Annotated in this window: 18 protein-coding genes, 3 tRNA genes and 1 rRNA gene; 12 read left to right on the plus strand and 10 right to left on the minus strand. The window is 56.4% G+C overall.

Annotated features, from left to right (window positions below):
• The first annotated feature begins 322 nt into the window (after positions 1 to 322).
• From ACR3ES_RS08580 to modC, 6 genes are all read left to right on the plus strand, one after another.
• The gene (locus ACR3ES_RS08580) at positions 323 to 577 is read left to right on the plus strand and encodes a hypothetical protein (RefSeq protein ID WP_170437745.1); all 255 of its coding nucleotides are present in this window, start codon (positions 323 to 325) and stop codon (positions 575 to 577) included.
• Positions 578 to 769: 192 nt separating this feature from the next.
• The gene (locus ACR3ES_RS08585) at positions 770 to 922 is read left to right on the plus strand and encodes a hypothetical protein (RefSeq protein WP_480425206.1); all 153 of its coding nucleotides are present in this window, start codon (positions 770 to 772) and stop codon (positions 920 to 922) included.
• A gap of 77 nt (positions 923 to 999) precedes the next feature.
• A tRNA-Val gene (locus ACR3ES_RS08590) sits at positions 1,000 to 1,075 on the plus strand.
• 287 nt (positions 1,076 to 1,362) lie between these two features.
• On the plus strand, positions 1,363 to 2,142 hold the full coding sequence (gene modA, locus ACR3ES_RS08595) for a molybdate ABC transporter substrate-binding protein (RefSeq protein ID WP_170437747.1): 780 nt from the start codon (positions 1,363 to 1,365) through the stop codon (positions 2,140 to 2,142).
• A 5-nt stretch (positions 2,143 to 2,147) separates the two neighbouring features.
• Complete coding sequence (gene modB / locus ACR3ES_RS08600) at positions 2,148 to 2,840, plus strand: molybdate ABC transporter permease subunit (RefSeq protein ID WP_170437749.1); 693 nt, start codon at positions 2,148 to 2,150, stop codon at positions 2,838 to 2,840.
• Positions 2,837 to 3,937 (plus strand): molybdenum ABC transporter ATP-binding protein, encoded by a 1,101-nt coding sequence (gene modC, locus ACR3ES_RS08605; RefSeq protein WP_170437751.1) that lies wholly within the window; start codon positions 2,837 to 2,839, stop codon positions 3,935 to 3,937. Before modB ends, modC begins: the two co-directional genes overlap by 4 nt.
• 2 nt (positions 3,938 to 3,939) lie before the next feature.
• Here the strand turns inward: modC and ACR3ES_RS08610 are convergent, their stop codons facing one another.
• The gene (locus tag ACR3ES_RS08610; protein WP_170437753.1) at positions 3,940 to 4,851 is read right to left on the minus strand and encodes a Hint domain-containing protein; all 912 of its coding nucleotides are present in this window, start codon (positions 4,849 to 4,851) and stop codon (positions 3,940 to 3,942) included.
• A gap of 1 nt (position 4,852) precedes the next feature.
• Complete coding sequence (locus ACR3ES_RS08615) at positions 4,853 to 5,299, minus strand: toxin-activating lysine-acyltransferase (protein ID WP_480425207.1); 447 nt, start codon at positions 5,297 to 5,299, stop codon at positions 4,853 to 4,855.
• Positions 5,300 to 5,682: 383 nt separating this feature from the next.
• Here ACR3ES_RS08615 and ACR3ES_RS08620 point away from each other — a divergent pair, with 383 nt between their 5' ends.
• Positions 5,683 to 5,976: a hypothetical protein gene (locus tag ACR3ES_RS08620; protein ID WP_480634715.1), complete on the plus strand. Its 294-nt coding sequence runs from the start codon at positions 5,683 to 5,685 to the stop codon at positions 5,974 to 5,976.
• A 3-nt stretch (positions 5,977 to 5,979) separates the two neighbouring features.
• Here ACR3ES_RS08620 and hemF read toward each other — a convergent pair whose 3' ends face one another.
• From hemF to clpS, 4 genes are read right to left on the minus strand one after another with little or no spacing between them, the layout of a single operon-like run.
• Entirely contained in the window at positions 5,980 to 6,864 is an 885-nt protein-coding gene (gene hemF, locus ACR3ES_RS08625; RefSeq protein ID WP_170437760.1) for an oxygen-dependent coproporphyrinogen oxidase, read from the minus strand.
• A gap of 5 nt (positions 6,865 to 6,869) precedes the next feature.
• Complete coding sequence (locus ACR3ES_RS08630) at positions 6,870 to 7,667, minus strand: SDR family oxidoreductase (RefSeq protein WP_170437762.1); 798 nt, start codon at positions 7,665 to 7,667, stop codon at positions 6,870 to 6,872.
• A gap of 37 nt (positions 7,668 to 7,704) precedes the next feature.
• Positions 7,705 to 8,670 carry a class I SAM-dependent methyltransferase gene (locus ACR3ES_RS08635; RefSeq protein ID WP_170437764.1) on the minus strand — a complete coding sequence of 322 codons (966 nt, stop codon included), beginning with the start codon at positions 8,668 to 8,670 and terminating at the stop codon, positions 7,705 to 7,707.
• Positions 8,671 to 8,706: 36 nt separating this feature from the next.
• Positions 8,707 to 9,048, minus strand: coding sequence for an ATP-dependent Clp protease adapter ClpS (clpS, locus tag ACR3ES_RS08640; protein WP_170437766.1), 342 nt, complete (start codon positions 9,046 to 9,048; stop codon positions 8,707 to 8,709).
• 93 nt (positions 9,049 to 9,141) lie between these two features.
• On the opposite strand from clpS, the gene ACR3ES_RS08645 reads away from it, so the two are divergent.
• Positions 9,142 to 9,843 carry an HAD family hydrolase gene (locus tag ACR3ES_RS08645; RefSeq protein WP_170437768.1) on the plus strand — a complete coding sequence of 234 codons (702 nt, stop codon included), beginning with the start codon at positions 9,142 to 9,144 and terminating at the stop codon, positions 9,841 to 9,843.
• Positions 9,844 to 10,122: 279 nt separating this feature from the next.
• A complete protein-coding gene (locus ACR3ES_RS08650; protein WP_170437770.1) occupies positions 10,123 to 11,517 on the plus strand; it encodes a D-alanyl-D-alanine carboxypeptidase family protein in 1,395 nt (464 codons plus the stop codon).
• Positions 11,518 to 11,593: 76 nt separating this feature from the next.
• Here ACR3ES_RS08650 and ACR3ES_RS08655 read toward each other — a convergent pair whose 3' ends face one another.
• The 4 genes from ACR3ES_RS08655 to ACR3ES_RS08670 all read right to left on the minus strand — a co-directional run bounded on the left by ACR3ES_RS08655 (position 11,594) and on the right by ACR3ES_RS08670 (position 15,532).
• On the minus strand, positions 11,594 to 12,841 hold the full coding sequence (locus tag ACR3ES_RS08655) for a hypothetical protein (protein WP_480425211.1): 1,248 nt from the start codon (positions 12,839 to 12,841) through the stop codon (positions 11,594 to 11,596).
• Between the two features lie 172 nt (positions 12,842 to 13,013).
• Positions 13,014 to 13,775 (minus strand): 5-oxoprolinase subunit PxpA, encoded by a 762-nt coding sequence (locus ACR3ES_RS08660; protein WP_170437774.1) that lies wholly within the window; start codon positions 13,773 to 13,775, stop codon positions 13,014 to 13,016.
• A gap of 12 nt (positions 13,776 to 13,787) precedes the next feature.
• Positions 13,788 to 14,786: a 5-oxoprolinase subunit C family protein gene (locus tag ACR3ES_RS08665; protein WP_480425212.1), complete on the minus strand. Its 999-nt coding sequence runs from the start codon at positions 14,784 to 14,786 to the stop codon at positions 13,788 to 13,790.
• On the minus strand, positions 14,783 to 15,532 hold the full coding sequence (locus tag ACR3ES_RS08670; protein ID WP_170437778.1) for a 5-oxoprolinase subunit B family protein: 750 nt from the start codon (positions 15,530 to 15,532) through the stop codon (positions 14,783 to 14,785). Before ACR3ES_RS08670 ends, ACR3ES_RS08665 begins: the two co-directional genes overlap by 4 nt.
• An 839-nt stretch (positions 15,533 to 16,371) precedes the next feature.
• On the opposite strand from ACR3ES_RS08670, the gene ACR3ES_RS08675 reads away from it, so the two are divergent.
• The 3 genes from ACR3ES_RS08675 (at position 16,372) to ACR3ES_RS08685 (ending at position 18,152) form a co-directional block, all read left to right on the plus strand.
• Positions 16,372 to 17,831: ribosomal RNA gene (locus tag ACR3ES_RS08675) — 16S ribosomal RNA — on the plus strand.
• Positions 17,832 to 17,970: 139 nt separating this feature from the next.
• Positions 17,971 to 18,047 (plus strand) — tRNA-Ile (locus ACR3ES_RS08680).
• A gap of 29 nt (positions 18,048 to 18,076) precedes the next feature.
• Positions 18,077 to 18,152: transfer RNA gene (locus ACR3ES_RS08685), tRNA-Ala, on the plus strand.
• Positions 18,153 to 18,314 lie beyond the last annotated feature (162 nt).

The following is an 18,314-nucleotide window of genomic DNA, read 5'->3' on the forward strand; positions in this document are numbered from 1 at the left end:
TGCCGGAGGTAAACGACGGATCAACGCTTATGCTAGATGGCAGACCAGCCAGGATTGTTTCCGGTACCTTAGGTGGCAAAATCATGTGGAAAGATCTGGGCATCCATACGCTCAGAACGGGTCTGAAGTACCACATGGAGCATCGAAGGGCTCTAAGCCAACGATCTACTGGGATCGGGTGCAATATCAACCAAAGGCGCAGGGCGTCGCTGGTGTTCACTATGATGAATGCAAACATATTTTCTCAAACAAAGGCCAAGAATCCCGAGCTATGATCTTGGACAGTTTCAAGTTCCTTCTGAAGTAACCGGATTGCCCTTTCATGCTGGTGCTCTCTGGTATCCGGCAGCTTACGGATCGGATTCAGCGGGAAGAGCAACTTGCCCACTTTCTGCGACCGACCTCGTTTCGGGAGATTCATATTCATCAGCAAAACTGCCTTGATGAACTGAACAGCTTCGTCATGCCTATGCTGAACGAACTGGTTATGATTTCTCTGAAATTGGGACCATTGATTTCCACCGAAGGCTCTGTCTCGCACGCGGAAGTAGCTGGGGACTCGTGGTTGAACTGCTAATCGCTACCTTGATCCGAGTGGATGACGAACAGGTGAAGAGGATCTCTACACAACATTTCTGTGGCACGTTCACCAAGCGTTTGAAATCTCGCTCCTGGGTTTCGGAAAATGCACGCCCCTGAATGAAATCGTTACGGTTTGCTCCTGGCGTGTTCCAGAACTGCGGTCGATCTGATAGGTGAGGGATGAAGTTTGAGACAGATCCATTCGACCGCGGATCACTACAGTGGCAACGTTTTGATATCCCAGGGTCTGAGCGACAGTATCCAGATTTCGCTCTGCCACTACTACACCGAGCAGGAAGTCGCCAGGCTGCTGGCCGCCCTGAGCGAGATGAAAGCCTGATCTACGTTGCGCCTCAATGCAAGAAATGCACCGCCCCTCTTGCACCCTTGCGCCGGTTTGGCTACATGCACCACCACGGGTGATTAGCTCAGTTGGTAGAGCGCTTCGTTTACACCGAAGATGTCGGGAGTTCGAGTCTCTCATCACCCACCACCTCCGCCCATTGAAATCAAACAATATTTTTGGCACCACCGGGTGGTCTCGATTAGGTTTGGTTTGTCTTGCGACACGTCGGGGTTCCGTCTCCGTATGATCACAGCCAAACCGAATGCTCAAGTTGATCAATGTCCCATGAGACGGTAGAGGCGATCACCTCAAGCTTGCATCCGGGGCCGATGTTTTGAAAGGCTGCAATTGCGCGGTGTTGCAAAGATGCTTGCACCTCGTGCACTGCCTCCGATATTCCCTTGGGGACTTTAACCTTCCCGACGGGACCGCATATGATCCTGCACCGCCTTCTTCGGTTTCTGATAGCGGCACTGGTTGTTAGTGGCTTGGTGTCGGTTCCGGTCCGGGTCGCCGCTGATGAGGTATTGGTTTTTGCTGCGGCCAGCTTGAAGACCGCCTTGGAACAAATCGCGCCGCAGTTCAAGCAAGAGACCGGGTTCAGCGTCACCGTTTCATATGCCGCATCTTCTGTTCTGGCCCGTCAGATACAGCTGGGTGCGCCTGCGGAGCTGTTCATTTCGGCGAATGAAGACTGGATGGATGTCTTGCAGAATGAGGGTTTGGTCGACGATGTCTCACGCGTCAATCTGTTGGGCAACGGTCTGGTTCTGATCGGAACCTTGGATCGCATGCAGGTCGGGGGGATCGACGGGGGCTATGACCTGCAATCCGAATTGGGCGAGGGCTATCTTGCAATGGCGTTGGTCGACGCGGTGCCCGCAGGGATATACGGCAAAGCTGCACTGCAAAATCTGGGGCAGTGGGACACCGTTCGCGATCAGGTCGCGCAGACCGACAATGTGCGCGCGGCGCTGGCGCTGGTCGCAACCGGGGCGGCCCCTCTGGGCATCGTCTATCGATCTGACGCTGAGGTCGAAGATCGTGTGCAGATTGTGGGGGTGTTTCCCGCCGAACTTCACCCGCCCATCGTTTACCCAGCCGCCGTAACTACCTCTGCGCAAGCTGGGGCGCGGCGATTTCTGGATTATCTGCAAACTGACGCCGCACAGGCTGTGTTTCTTGAGCAGGGCTTTACCCTGCCGGGCGGGTAGGCCGCATGGACTGGTTGGGACCGGCAGAGCTTGAGGCGCTGAAACTGTCGCTGCGCGTGTCGTTTTGGGCGACCCTCGTGACCTTGCCGCTTGGGGTTTTTGTCGCCTATGCCCTGGCTCGGTGGCGGTTTCCGGGGCGGCAGGTGCTGAACGGGCTGGTGCATTTGCCGCTGATCCTGCCACCGGTGGTTACCGGTTACCTGCTGTTGCTGACCTTCGGTATTCAGGGGCCGCTGGGGAGACTGCTGGGTGAGTTTGGGATCGTTGTGGCCTTTCGCTGGACAGGGGCAGCGCTGGCTGCCGGGATTATGGCGTTCCCGTTGATGGTGCGGGCAATCCGCCTGTCCATCGAAGCGGTGGACCCGAAGCTAGAGCAGGCCGGTGCAACACTCGGTGCCTCGCGCCCGTTTGTTTTTGCCACCGTGACACTGCCAATGATCCTGCCCGGGGTCATCGCCGGGGCAATTCTGGCGTTTGCCAAGGCTATGGGCGAATTCGGTGCAACCATTACATTTGTCTCAAACATTCCCGGCCAAACCCAGACATTGCCGTCGGCGGTCTACGCCTTTTTGCAGGTGCCGGGAGGCGAGGCCGCAGCAACCCGGTTGGTCGTAGTTTCCATCGTCATCGCGATGGGGGCGCTTCTGCTATCTGAATATGTTGGTCGGCGCGCGGCAGCACGGGTGGCAGGGGCATGAGTCTTTCTGTTCGATTGCAGCAGGCTCTGCCAGGGATTAACCTGGACATCGGCTTCGATGCGCCATCCGGTGTGACGGTGCTGTTCGGGCGCTCCGGTTCGGGTAAGACGACGATCGTAAACGCCGTTGCCGGGTTGTTGCGCCCGGAATCTGGACGGGTGGCCGTGGATGACTGGGTTTTGTTCGACACTGGGCGCGATCTGTGGTTGCCGCCCCATCGCCGTAGGCTTGGCTATATCTTTCAGGAAGGGCGTCTGTTTCCACATCTGACCGTCCGCCAGAACTTGGTGTATGGCCGCTGGTTCGCGCCCCGCAGTGCGCAGGGCGAGGAGCCCGGCAAGGTCATCGAGATGTTGGGCATTGGTCACCTGTTGGGCCGCCGTCCGGCGCAACTTTCGGGTGGTGAGAAACAAAGGGTCGCCATCGGCCGCGCGCTGTTGGCCGGTCCACGCCTCATTCTTGCCGACGAACCTCTGGCAGCGCTGGACGATGAGCGCAAGGCGGAGATTCTGCCATATTTCGAACGTTTGAGGGATGAGGTCTCGGTGCCGATCCTCTATGTCACCCATTCGGCCTCCGAAGTGGCCCGGCTGGCGACCTCCGTCGTGGCCTTGCAGGACGGCACCGTAGTGCGCCACGGACCGGCGTCAGAGGTGTTGGCGGACCCATCCGTCGCGCCTGCCGGGGTGCGGGCTGTCGGCGCGGTGCTACAGGTCCGGGTTCGACACCACCATGCCGATGGCTTGACCGAACTGGACGCCAATGGATCGCATCTGTTCTTGCCCCGCATCGCGCATCAGGTCGGGGAACAGTTGCGCATTCGTATTCCGGCACAGGAGGTGATCCTGTCCAGCAAACCGCCTGAGGGTTTGTCGGCCCTGAACGTTCTGAGCGGGACAGTCGATTCCATCCGATCCGGGGATGGTCCCGGGGCAATCGTATCGGTGAAATCCCCGGCTGGTGTCATTTTGGCCCGTGTAACTCGTCGTTCAGTCGATGCCCTTGGATTGCAGCCAGGCAAAGACTGTTATGCGGTTATCAAAACGGTTGCGCTGGCTCCGCAGGATGTGGGCGGACAAGTAACGTCTGGGGGTTGATCTTAGGCCAGCGCCCGCGCCTCTCGCTCGCGCAACATCAGGCGCGCGGCCTTTCCAAAGCTATGGTCCGCAGCGGCGGTTATGCGGTCCGGGAAGATCGCGGCCAGTTCTTGCAGGCCTTCGGATGACAGAGTGTGCAGTGCTTCTTCACCCAGAAAAAGACTTTCGGCCTGCGCACCTTCGGCCATCAGAATTTCATGACGGTCCATTAGGATGTGGATGTATTCAACAGGCTGGTCTGACAAATCAATGAAAATTCCGGGCCATGAGCAGAGATGCCGTGCAGCTACCAGCGCTTCCGGGACGCCAAACAGCAGCTCGACCTTTGGCCCGCTCACCAGAATGCGATGTTGTTGCGATACCAAAAGATCGCGCTTGGGCACGTTTGGTCCAAGGCTGCCGGCGGTGATGCGCACTGGCCGCATATCTGGGTTTTCGCGCAATCGTTCGGGCGGCAGGTGGCTGCTTTCGATCCATCGGATCGGTTGCGACCCATGATCGGCTGTTAACACAGCGTCGCCGACCTTGAGCGTTTCGATCAGCCGCGCGCCATCACGTGTGTCAATCAGAGTGCCAGCCGTGAAACATACGCCTTCAATCGTGATTGTGATGGTTTCTGTCAGGCCAAATGGAACGGTGAACGGACCGACCACATATTCGCCGGTCACTTGTACGGAAAAAGTGTCTGTGGCGATCTGATTGTTATCCAGGCTGTCGAAAAAGGTTGGATCGACCGTATAGGTCCACTCTCCCGTCGCCGGGTTAATGCTCGCTGTTCCAAATGACGCAGGTACAGAGATTGTCCAGTTCTGAGACGTCACTGTACCGGGGCTGGAAACATCCAAATCACCACTTGCTTGGTTCGGAGGAGTCCCTGTGACCGTTCCGGTTATGTCGCCCGTGATAGAAGCCATATCATGAACCCTGCGTTTTCAAGAGCTGCGAGAATTCCTTTTTTTTATATAACTGCATATGGATATCGCCTGCACCGTCCCGCGTCCACTCGACGATGCGGTTTCTGGTCATGTCGCTGTCCATGCGGTTGGTCCGCACGCGTGGATGAGGAATCTCGCGTTTAAGGATATCCACGATCTGGTTTGTTTGCCCAAACGGTGCGATCAGATCTACAATCCAAAAGGACGGCCCACTTGTGAAATCCGTGTCCGTCAGCGGTTTTTCCTGAACGGCATAACGATATTCTGCATCGGGGCTTAGACCCGCAAAGGTAACAAAACCTCGTGGAAACCCGTTTTGCCTGAAGATGTGATATTGCCCCAACCTGAACGGGGTTTCGAAGGCGTAGAGAACCTGCGCGAGGTTGCGTTTCTGGTGCTGTTTCGTCAGCCCGGCAAGATAAAACATTGCTCCGAAATCCGCATATTTTTCGGGCGATAAGTCAAACCAGTCTTCTGGAAACGCTTTGTTCAATAAAGCACCATACAATTAGCTAGTGCAGAATTTTACCTAATAGACTTTCAGGTTGATACTGATTTCTTTGTAAAAAAATTCTGAATGTGGTTCCGTTGCTGATGAAGGCCTGAAATAGCCACAGAGCCTGGTTCACTTTACTCAATGGGTCCGCCCGCTATAATTTAAGAGGATTAGGTTTTTATGTTTGAGAAGCTTGAATGATACGTTTTCCAAGAATTGCGGTTCTATCCGTGCTCGTCTTAGCGCCGAGGTTCGCCCATGCTGTGGGCTTTGGCTTGGATGTCAGGCCTCAGTTCCGGACCGATATTACGCCCTTGGATAACGGTGAATACCGGGTCAAAGCGATCGGCTCGTCCGCGCCGGTAAACTACTGGTGCGGGATCGGGGATTATGCCATTCGAACACTGGGGGTGTCGAATTCGCAGCGAATTTACATCTCAAAAGCCTATGTGCCTGGAGAGCGGACGGTTCAGTTCTCGCTGACCCCGCCACCGGGTGCAGACACAAATCCGGGATACTCCATCACCGTGAAACGCGTGGGCGAAAACATGTCGGCAGCGTCAGCACAGAACTACTGCTATGACAACTTTATGGATTTTGACTTCTAACGCTCAGACCCATTTGGCCATCGGCGGCAGGCTCATCAAGACCGCATCCGGATCATGCCCGGTTTCCAATCCGAATTTCGTACCTCGGTCGTAGACAAGGTTGTATTCGGCATACAGGCCGCGATGCACCAGTTGGGTGGTCTTATCAGCGTCCGTAAAGCTCTGGACTCGGCGCTTTTCCACGAGAGGCAGAAACGCGGGCAGGAATGCTCGGCCGATATTCTGTGTCAACGCGAAATCGGCCTGCCAGTCTCCGGTGCAGTAATCGTCCATGAAGATGCCGCCGACACCGCGCGCGCGTTTGCGGTGGGGAATGTAGAAATACTCGTCTGCCCAGTCCTTGAGGCGCGGGTAGTGTCCCGGACCGTGCGGGTCCAAATGGGTCTTTTGCGCGGCGTGAAAATGCGCCGTATCTTCATCATACTCAATGCAAGGGTTCAGGTCGGACCCACCCCCAAACCACCAGGCATGTGGGGTCCAGAACATGCGCGTGTTCATGTGAACCGCCGGAACATGGGGGTTTTGCATATGAGCCACAAGGCTGATCCCCGAGGCCCAGAATCGCGGGTCCTCGGCCATTCCGGGGATACCTTTCCGTGCCGCCATCGCCTTTTGCGCACGTTCTCCCAGCGTACCGTAAACGGTTGAAACGTTGACGCCGACTTTTTCAAACACACGCCCGCCGCGCATGACTGACATCAGGCCGCCACCGGCATCTGATCCGTCGTCCGATTGGCGTGTGGTTTCGCGTATTTCGAAGCGTCCTGCATCAGCGTCAGAGAACGGGCCCGTCTTATGACTGTCTTCCAGCGCTTCAAACGCGCTGACGATCTCGTCGCGTAGTTTTCGGAACCAAGCAGAGGCGGTGGATTTTTTTGAGTCAAACATGTGTCTTAGTGAGCGGGCGCCGCGACCGGGTCGAGAAGGGTGCGACCCCCATCGATTGTCAGAATCTGCCCGGTAATGAAACCCGCGGCATCTGAAGCCAAGTATTGTGCGGTTTCGGTCAGTTCTGTAGGGGCGGCAATGCGCGCAAGCGGTGTGTGTTTTTCAATATCGTCACGAAAATCCCGGTTTTCTTTCAAGGTGGATTGCAGTGAAGCACTCATCACCGACCCAAGCGCAATCGAATTCACGCGGATACGGTTGGTGGCTAGAGCTACGGCCAGTGAGCGGGTCATCTGATCCAATGCTGCTGTAGACACGGAATAGGCCATCAGATCCGGATGAGTGCGCCGGGCAGCGATCGAAGACAGGTTAATGATTGATCCGGCCGGATTCTCATCATCGGTCGCTTGCTTGATCATGCGTTTGGCCACCACCTGACTGAGGCGCAAAGCAGGCATCAGGTTCTGGTTCAAAAGAATGCGAACCGAGTCGTCTTCGGGATCCAGCGGATCGGAGGGGATCACCTGACGGGAGCCATTGATTAGAATATCGACCTGATCGAACGCATCCAAGGTGGCAGAGAGCAGGTTGGCAATGGTCAGCTTTTCACGCAGGTCTCCCGCGAAGTACTGAATATTACCGTCCTCGGCCTGTTCGCCCAGTTCTTCGACCAGTCGTTTCTCATCCATATCAGCGAACATGACGTTTGCACCGGCATCTGCGAAGTGACGCCCGATGGCCAGTCCGATGCCGTTGGCACCGCCTGTGACAATCGCGGTCTTGCCGGCTATGGAAAATGACATCCGAATCCTCCTGATTAGGGGCGCAGGTTAGCGGGGCTTATCGTCGAGGGCGAGAGGCATGGAACACCTTGAACCGATTGTCGCCGGCAACCTCCTGAACATCGGCAAACAGGTCGCTCAGGGTGGCTTCGTAGGGCAGGTGCCGGTTGGCGACCATCCACAAATCGCCTGTGCGGGTCAGGTTGCGGGCAGCTGATGCGATGAAGTCCTTCCCCAGTGTCGGGTCAGCGCTGCGCCCAGTGTGAAAGGGGGGGTTCATGACCACCGTATCGATAGGCTCGGGGGCTTTCCAACTTGTAGCGTCGGACCAATGAAACTGCGCCTTCGGATCGGAAACATTGGATCGGGCGCAATCCAGCGCGACGTGATCGGCCTCAACCAGATGCAGGGATGTGACGGTGTCGTTCATCACCACACCCGCGGATAGATACCCCCAACCAGCACCCAGATCGGCAACCTGGGGGCCAAGTTTGGCGGGCAGGGATTTCAACAGCAGAGCGGATGCCGGGTCGATGCCGTCTGCAGAAAACACGCCCGGCGCGGTTTGATATCCATCCACTGATTGTGTGTCGGACGCCGCCCAGTCAGAGAAGGTTTCAGCATCCGAGTTGAACCAGAATATCTTGCCATGTGACTTGGCGATGGGTCCTTCGATGGCGGTCCGCTTCCGGATGTCCTTCAAAATGCTGTCCACGCCGTTGGTTTTGGCTCCGTCGACGACGACAACTCCATCGGCGCGGTCGCAGGCTTGGTGGATCAACGCATGCGCCAGCGCCTTGGCGCGCGGAAGAAAGACGATTGCGTCATGGCAGGCGCCGTCCGCCTTGGGTGTTGTCCTAAACCCTTGATCCGCAAAGTGGTCATGAAAAGGCTTGAACGGCTGCACCACCTGCGTCCCTTGGGGCAACGCGGACAAGTCATGCTCGGAGGTTGGCCCGAACACTATTGTGGGTTGTGACAACGTCAGACCGCTTTGCAGGGCGAGATCAAGGCGAGGAGACATGGGCAAATCCGGAAGAGACCGACGCGCGTCAGCGGTCTACTCTTCGCGTTCCATTGTGCATTGCAGAGGGTGCTGGTGTCGACGCGCGAAATCCATCACCTGGCCCACTTTGGTTTCGGCAATCTCATGACTGAACACGCCGACCACGGCCACGCCTTTTTTGTGAACGGTCAGCATGATCTCGAACGCCTGTGCATGGGTCATGCCAAAGAACCGCTCGAGCACATGAACGACGAATTCCATGGGTGTGTAATCGTCGTTCAGCAATAGCACCTTGTAGAGAGGCGGACGCTTGGTCTTGGGGCGCGTCTGTACCAGGACCGACGAATCTGCATCGTCGTCCGATTTGTCAGACATCAACCAGGGATTTTCCAGCATCGCGTAAAACTGTCCGATTCAGGCGTTGGGTTTATCTGAGGGCTTATATAACGTTGATGCTGTCAGAGAAAAGAGCAAGCGAACGTAATCGGAATGGCGCAAAAACTGACCACTATTGGATTCGATGCGGACGACACGTTGTGGCACAATGAGCGGTTTTTTCAGCTGACGCAGGCACATTTCGCAGAGTTGCTGTCAGAGCACGCCGAGCGGGATCACCTGATGGAAAGGCTGTTGGCGGCGGAAAAACGCAACATCCGGCACTACGGATATGGAATCAAGGGCTTTACCCTTTCAATGATTGAAACGGCTATCGAGGTTACCGAAGACCGTGTGCCGGCCCATGTGATCCGGCAACTGATCGAAGCCGGCCAGGAGATGTTGGCGCATCCGATTGAGCTGTTGCCGCATGCGCGCGCCGCAATTGAGGCCGTTGCCGAAACTCATCAAGTCGTCCTGATCACCAAAGGGGACTTGATTGATCAGGAACGCAAGCTCGCCCAATCGGGGTTGGGTGATCTGTTCGACTGGGTCGAGATTGTTTCGGAAAAGACACCGGTCACCTATCAATCGATTTTTAGCGCGCGCGGCGGCGGGCCGGGATCCGCGATGATGGTGGGCAACTCGATGCGCTCTGATGTGGTTGCTCCGATTGCGGCGGGCTGCTGGGGTGTGTACGTGCCGCACGGTCTGGTGTGGGAGATTGAACAGGCGGAGATACCTGTCGGAAACCCACGCTTTCGGGAACTGAAGGATTTGGGCGGGTTGGCGGAACTCGTTGAAATGCTGAGCTGATGTTGCCTTTCGGCCTCAGTTCCAAAAAACGCGGGTCGTTGTCGCCGCATTCCGGTCATTTTCGCGGATTTGGTGTGTGCGGGGCCATCAAGGCCCATATATAGTGGGCGTTCCGCCGCGCAAAGAAGCTGCAAAATCGCCAGCTTTCGGTTTATTTCACGGGGGCCCTGTGCTAGCATCATCGTTAACAAAATAATTTATTGCTGACCGGGAAAACCCGGCGGCGCGAGGCAGACAGAGGCAAATATCGTGCAGATTCGGCGGACAGTTCCGGCCCGAATGGGCTTGTTCCTTATAGCATTCCTATTGTTGTTGATTTTCGTGCCTTTGAAAGGCATGGCCGCGCCTTATGCCGCGATGGTGATCGACGCCCGAACGGGTGAGGTTCTGCACTCCCGGAATGCGGACACGCGACTTCATCCGGCTTCACTGACCAAGATGATGACGCTCTACATCGCGTTTGAGGCGGTGCGGAATGGCGAAATCACCCTGGATACGCCGGTTCGTATCACCAAAAAAGCAGCGGCCGAGCCGCCCTCGAAACTGGGTTTGCGCTCGGGTCAGACAATCGCGTTTCGCTACCTGATTCGAGCTTCGGCGGTGAAATCGGCTAATGACGCGGCGACAGCCATCGGGATCGCCATCAGCGGGTCTGAGGCAGCCTTTGCCCGTCGTATGACGCGCACCGCCAAGGCGATGGGTATGAGCCGGACCACATTCAAAAACGCGCACGGTTTGACCGAGGCGGGGCACTTGTCTACCGCACGGGACATGACAACGCTGGGTCGCCATCTGCTGTATGATTACCCTCAGTATTATAACCTATTCTCGCGCCAATCGACTCACGCCGGGATCAAAACGGTTCCGAACACGAACCGCCGTTTGTTGGCGGCCTATAAAGGGGCGGACGGGATCAAGACCGGCTATACGCGTGCCGCTGGGTTCAACCTGGTTGCCTCAGCCAAGCGCCGCGACGAGCGCATCATTGCAACTGTCTTTGGCGGCAAATCCGGTGCGTCGCGTAATGCCAAGGTTGCCGAACTTCTCGACCTTGGGTTCCGTCGCGCGCCGTCGCGGGCCCCCATCCGCAAGCCCGCGCGCCCACTCTATGCGGGCAATACGGGGCTGGGCGGCACGACACAGGTTGCGCGGCTGAGCGGCGCGCCCAAGGCAAGCCTGCGCCCGGTTGTTCGGCCAAGTGCAAGCGTTCTGGTCGCAAGTACGGTCATCGAAACCGCAGATCAGAACCGTGATCGCATCAAGAATGGTATCGCAGCTGCGATAGCCTCGGCAGATATCGCACCAACAGCGCCGCCGGTCGAAAGCTCGGACACCCGTCCGGCATTGCGGCCGGAAAACCTGGTTTTGGCTGCGGCGGAACCCGCCAAGCAACCCGAGCCCGAGCAGGAAGTTGTTACGCGTCTGTCCACTTCCGGCGGGCACCTTTGGGGTGTCAACGTCGGGCGCTATACCACCCGCTACGAGGCAGAAAAAATACTGTTGAAAACGGCGCTGTCGGAAATGACCACTCTGGAAGGAACCCTGCGCAAGGTGAACCAAAGCACACGCGGGTTCGACGCCACGTTTCAGGGCATGACGCGCGAACAGGCTGATCTGGCCTGCCGCCGTCTTCAGGCGCGAAACGTCACGTGTTTCATGATCGGGCCGTCATAAGACCCGGCACTCTCTCTCCTGGATGGACACTGGCTGCGGAATTCCGCAGCCATTTTTTGGCGATCACACGTACCGTTCAGTCAAAGACGTGCCCATGTTCGTACTGTTCGTCCTGCCCGGCAGCTGCAGTCAGGGCGGCCACATTGTCTTTGGTGAAGAACCCATCGTACTTGTGGCAGCGCTCAATGTACTCGGTGATCAGCAATGTGTTTTTTGAGTGTTTCGAGAAAATCTGTTTCAGATTTGGATCGTCTTTGCACTCTCCCACCACATGAGCCAAAAACGGCACGCCTTTGTCCTTGAGGGTATTGACCACGAAATCCACGTTCTTTTCACCGCCGGCGTGATCGCCATCCAGAATCTCGACGGCCATGTGATGCAGACGGCGTCCGAAGTTGCGGACAAAGTCCTCGGTCGGCATGGGCAGCTTGGCAAACGAATTCACGAAAGATGGCGCGTTGTTGGCAGTGAACACCTTGGCAGGGGACTTCTTATCGTCATCCACATTGGCGTTGCGGTTCACGTTGGTCGACGAATTCATGTCAAAGATGTTGTACGCGCCCCAGAAGTAGTAGGGCACCATCGTCAGAAACTCGAGGATCGCATCCTCCCGTTCACCGGCCAGAATGCGCGTTGCCAAATGGTCGATCCCAAGCATCAGCGGCCCGATTTTAGTGTCCACAGCAAAGGCCGCGGCCTCGTTCAATTGCCGCTCCTCGTCCGAGCTGAGCAATACCCGGTCGCCAAGGCCCAGGCTGTCCGTATCGTTGAAGTCAAGAGTGGAGTAGCCGATCCGGTTATAGGTGAAATCGGACGGCATAGTAAAAAGCATGCCGTCCATCGTGTAGAACGGGTTTTCAGTGTCACCCTTATACTCGAACCGGATGTTTTGATCTTCAAGTGTCTTGCCAAGCGCCTTCAAATCCGCCGCTCCAAAAACCTCACCCACATAACGGGTGTGTGGTGTACTCCGCGCCAACGGATACATCCGGTTGATACGGGGGATGAAGTCTTCGAACGCTGCACTTAGCGGCGCCATCAGGATCAGCGCCGGGTAGTCGGCATGTGAGTGGAGGACAGCGTATTTGTGCGTCTGGCCCAGATAACTTGCCGTGTGGCGATAGGGGGTCATCACATAGAGCTCGATCATCGTGTCAAACAAGGCGGTCGGTTCAACCTGAATGACGATAGCCCGCATTGGGCCGACCTGATCGGCAACCCCCGAACTCGTGCGCCTTTCATAGATCATGGGAAGGTACTCGTTGAAAAAGTCCGAGTTCTTTTTGTCGCCCCTCGGGTGATAGGACATCAGATCGAAAGACATGTATGTGCCTCCTTGCGTAAAACCTGGCTGCGCTGGTGCGGTTTGGCCGTCCCGTCGCAAATTACGTTGCTTCAATTACGGTATTGAGAACATGCACTTGACCGCATGCTAGGCGGTGAATTCCAATCGGGCAACAGTAAGAAAATAGTCGGCCCAGGTTGCGCTGGGCTGACTATCTGGTGAATTTCGTGACATCGACCCCGCCCGCGATCAGGTTTTCGCGAACCGACCGGGCGATCTGTACGGCGGTTGGGCCGTCCCCATGCAGGCAAATCGTATCGATTGAGGTTTCCAGCCGTTTACCGCTTTCGGTGATAATCGCACCCTCTTGCACCATGTTTAAAATGCGGGGACCTGCAACCTCAGGATCGTGGATGACAGAACCGGGCAGGCTGCGATCAACCAGCGTGCCATCGTCGTTGTACGCGCGGTCTGCGAAGATCTCGCCGACCCAGTTGCATCCCAGTTCGCGCACGGCAACCTCTTGTTGGGTGGCAGCCAGCACCATGACGATGATATCCGGATCGATATCCAGTGCACCCTGATAGCAGGCCCGCGCCATGTCGACATCGACCGAGCACATATTGGCCAGCGCGCCGTGCAGTTTCAGATGACGCACGTTTGTCCCGACGGCAGTGGCCATGCCAACCGCAGCACCCAATTGGTACCGAACCAGATTACGCAGGCTGTTGTGCGGCACTTTCATATTCCGGCGTCCAAACCCCTGAAGGTCCGGGAAGCCGGGATGCGCCCCGATGCCCACGTCATTTTCGGCAGCCAATGTCATCGTTTTCGCCATAACGTCCCAGTCACCCGCGTGAAATCCGCAGGCGATATTGGCCGATGTGATGATCTTGAGCAGGCTTTCGTCATCACCCATGTTCCAGGGGCCAAAGCTCTCGCCCATATCGGCGTTCAGATCCACGCGCGCCATCAGCAAATCTCCTTAGTCGGTGGCGGACACCACTCCGTCGATCAATTGGTAGGTCAACAAGTCCGGGATATCATGCGGGTTGCGGACCAGGGGTTCAACGCATCCGGGCAGGCGGGCGAGTTCGGACAGAAACGCTGCATGCAGGGCCATGGCCTCCTCCAGCGTGACAAACTCAAAACGGACGGACGCACCCGCGGGTGTTTGCGCGGAGCGTGGCATGTCGCAGGGCAGGACCGTTGCGATCCGCGGATAGCCGCCCGTTGTCTGGCACTCGGGCAACAGAATGAATGGACTTCCTGTGCCCGTCATCTGGATGTCTCCGGGCGTGATAACCTCGGACAGAATGTTCAACTGATCTTTGGCAGAGAAACCCCCGCCGGCGCTTTCAAGTTGAACACCCATTCGATTGGAGCGGGGGCCTCGTTTGAAATCTGTTTGGACAAACCGGTCGAGGGTGGCTTTGTCAAACAGCGGGGTTTGAAAGCTTGCGACGACGCGCAATACGCCACCCGAAAACCGCTCGGACGGGGAAAGTTTCAGCCCGGTTTCGCCGACCTCCTGCCTGGCCGGCAGAACGTCTTCTGGCTGTACGGTCCGGCCGATCTTGGCCGTAAGGTGGGTGGAGCGCGAGCCCAGGAATGGCTCTGTCTTGATCCCGCCGCCTACGTGCAGATAGCCATAAACGCCTCGCACAGCAGCCCCAACTGTCAGGCGCTGACCCTGTGCCAACTGATGGGATGCATTCCATATGACGGGACTTCCCTCGATACTGGCCGGCATGGGCGCGCCGGTCAAAGCGATCCGGAGGTTTTCGCGGGCCTCGAACTCTCCCCCCAGTCCGGCCATTTCCAATGCCGCATTGTCCGGACTCTGACCCAATAAGGCTGCGCCTTCGTGCAGTGCCAGAATGTCTGCAGCCCCTGATCTGGAGAGGCCTTGATCCAGGTATCCGTCACGCCCCTGATCCTGAACCGTGCAGGCCGGTCCGATACGCTTCACGATCAGGCTCACGCCGGGATCTCCTGACAGGTTGCGCCACCTGTTCCGTCCGCATTGTTCGCCTGAATACGGTCCAGTTCAGCGCACGAGACAGGTTCAAACAACAGCTCATCCCCGGGTCTTAAAGTGAAGGGCTCTTCCATCTCTGGCCGAAAGCATCGGAATGCGGTTTGCCCAACGTGACGCCACCCGGTCGGGGTGGGGCCGGAAAACAACACGAATTGGGAAATGGCCAACACTAGCGCGCCGGCAGGAACCATGGGATTCAACTGCTGAAGACGCGGAATGTTGAACTCGGGCCCGAGGGGCCCGAGGTAAGGTTGCCCGGGCGCAAATCCGATGGTCAGAACCCGCACGCGGGTTTGGCTGAGGCGTCTGACGGCCTCTTGCGAATCCAGACCTGCGGCTTTTGCCGCTTCGTCCAATTGTGGTGCAAGGTCCGTCCCGTAAACCGTTGGTACGCGCCACAGTCTGCGGCCTTTCGGCAAAGGTGTGTTGTTCCAATCCCTTTGATCCAGGAGGGTGCGGAGGCGTTGAGTGGCCTCGGAATGGGGCAGGTGTGTCGGGTCAAATCGGATGTAGGCTGAACCCAAAGAGGTGGATGTTTCCACCACCCAATCCCAGCCTTGCCGGTCGACCTCCGCCCGAAAGGCCAGAGCCGCCCGGTTCGATGGTTCAGTCATGGTGTCGGCAAAGGTCACCAAAGCACCGTCAAAGCCAACGGTTCGAACCAGGGGAAAGCGGGTGGCGATTGTCATGTACATCCCATTTGAGGCGCGGTGTTTGGGTCCCGGCACCTGACCCCATTCGACGTCAATGCGCAAGGTATGGATATGGGCGAAGCGTCCGAGCCCTTATGCCGCTGCGATGCCTTCGATAGCGCCTTGGCTCCGGTTTCTGAGTCGTTTTGGTTGTATTATGTTGGCCATGAATCGCAATATATTGTGTCGCGTCGTGTCAGGGTCATTTAAGATGCTATTGATGACGTTCCGTTGCTTGCAGGTACCGTTTGATTTGGCGGGATAGAATGCATCTTAACTATTTGTTTTTATGCGCATAAATTAGATTTCAGAAAAAAATGGGGCAAGACGTGTTTTTCTGCTTGCGGGTTTTGCTTGTTGGGCTTAGAAGGCCCTTCACCGGCGCAGCTGAGGTTGTTGTTGGGACGCTTTAGACGGCGGAGACGGGCCGGAGAGACGGTTGAGACGCTCAGGAGAGACTGGGGGCATCTGAGGTTGTTGATTGGGCGGTTGCGCTGATGTTTTGGCGTGATGGTCTTGTTTTTGGGTCTTGGGTGTTTGTTCTTTGACATTGATGGATAACTGAAGAGATATGTGGGCGGTTTGGTTCGTTTCGACGGATTGAATGTCTGTATATCGCGCTGGTAGGGGTTCGCCCCGATGACCAGTGTCAGCTTCACTGTTTGTACGGCTTTCGGTTTCTGATGAAACCAGAAGCACACAAACAGATGACTTTTGATTGTACCCTGACTAGCCGGTTGGGGTGTCGCTTATACGTGCTCAAGTAGCCGAATAGGCGGTAGCACAATCAAAGATGTGCAGAGGTTCGAACGTTAAGGATAAGCAGCAATGCTTTTCAACTTGAGAGTTTGATCCTGGCTCAGAACGAACGCTGGCGGCAGGCCTAACACATGCAAGTCGAGCGCGCCTTTCGGGGTGAGCGGCGGACGGGTTAGTAACGCGTGGGAATATGCCCTTTGGTACGGAATAGCCTCTGGAAACGGAGAGTAATACCGTATGAGCCCTTCGGGGGAAAGATTTATCGCCAAAGGATTAGCCCGCGTTAGATTAGGTAGTTGGTGGGGTAATGGCCTACCAAGCCTACGATCTATAGCTGGTTTTAGAGGATGATCAGCAACACTGGGACTGAGACACGGCCCAGACTCCTACGGGAGGCAGCAGTGGGGAATCTTGGACAATGGGGGCAACCCTGATCCAGCCATGCCGCGTGAGTGATGAAGGCCTTAGGGTCGTAAAGCTCTTTCGCCTGTGAAGATAATGACGGTAGCAGGTAAAGAAACCCCGGCTAACTCCGTGCCAGCAGCCGCGGTAATACGGAGGGGGTTAGCGTTGTTCGGAATTACTGGGCGTAAAGCGCACGTAGGCGGACCAGAAAGTTGGGGTGAAATCCCGGGCTCAACCCCGGAACTGCCTCCAAAACTATTGGTCTAGAGTTCGAGAGAGGTGAGTGGAATTCCAAGTGTAGAGGTGAAATTCGTAGATATTTGGAGGAACACCAGTGGCGAAGGCGGCTCACTGGCTCGATACTGACGCTGAGGTGCGAAAGTGTGGGGAGCAAACAGGATTAGATACCCTGGTAGTCCACACCGTAAACGATGAATGCCAGTCGTCGGGTAGCATGCTATTCGGTGACACACCTAACGGATTAAGCATTCCGCCTGGGGAGTACGGTCGCAAGATTAAAACTCAAAGGAATTGACGGGGGCCCGCACAAGCGGTGGAGCATGTGGTTTAATTCGAAGCAACGCGCAGAACCTTACCAACCCTTGACATCCCGGGACCGGTCCAGAGATGGATCTTTCACTTCGGTGACTCGGTGACAGGTGCTGCATGGCTGTCGTCAGCTCGTGTCGTGAGATGTTCGGTTAAGTCCGGCAACGAGCGCAACCCACATCCCTAGTTGCCAGCAGTTCGGCTGGGCACTCTATGGAAACTGCCCGTGATAAGCGGGAGGAAGGTGTGGATGACGTCAAGTCCTCATGGCCCTTACGGGTTGGGCTACACACGTGCTACAATGGCAGTGACAATGGGTTAATCCCAAAAAACTGTCTCAGTTCGGATTGGGGTCTGCAACTCGACCCCATGAAGTCGGAATCGCTAGTAATCGCGTAACAGCATGACGCGGTGAATACGTTCCCGGGCCTTGTACACACCGCCCGTCACACCATGGGAGTTGGTTCTACCCGACGGCCGTGCGCTAACCTTTTGGGGGCAGCGGACCACGGTAGGATCAGCGACTGGGGTGAAGTCGTAACAAGGTAGCCGTAGGGGAACCTGCGGCTGGATCACCTCCTTTCTAAGGATGTTCCTAGCATCTTGAGCTTGCTCTTGATCGTGGAACACTTAGCAGAAGATCAACAAACAAAGTTGGTCAAACTCATGGACCGAGCCGTCCTCATATCTCTTCAGAACACATCAGGCCGACCGGCCTGTCTGGGTCGGTAGCTCAGGTGGTTAGAGCGCACGCCTGATAAGCGTGAGGTCGGAGGTTCAAGTCCTCCTCGACCCACCAAGCCTTTTGCGGAGCAAGGGGCGTTTTGTGGGGCCTTAGCTCAGCTGGGAGAGCGCCTGATTTGCATTCAGGAGGTCAGGAGTTCGATCCTCCTAGGCTCCACCATTTACCCGATCAGATCGTTAAGCACCTTTTTGGTTCTTAACCGTCCGATTGGACGTCAATTGACATCGTATAGAGAGAAATCAATCAACACTGTTTGATCGTGCCGAGTGTGGCACTGATCTCGGTCGTTCTTATCTTCGGATAAGCGGCGCAGTTTGGGTC

It is taken from the genome of Ruegeria sp. B1, assembly GCF_056535885.1.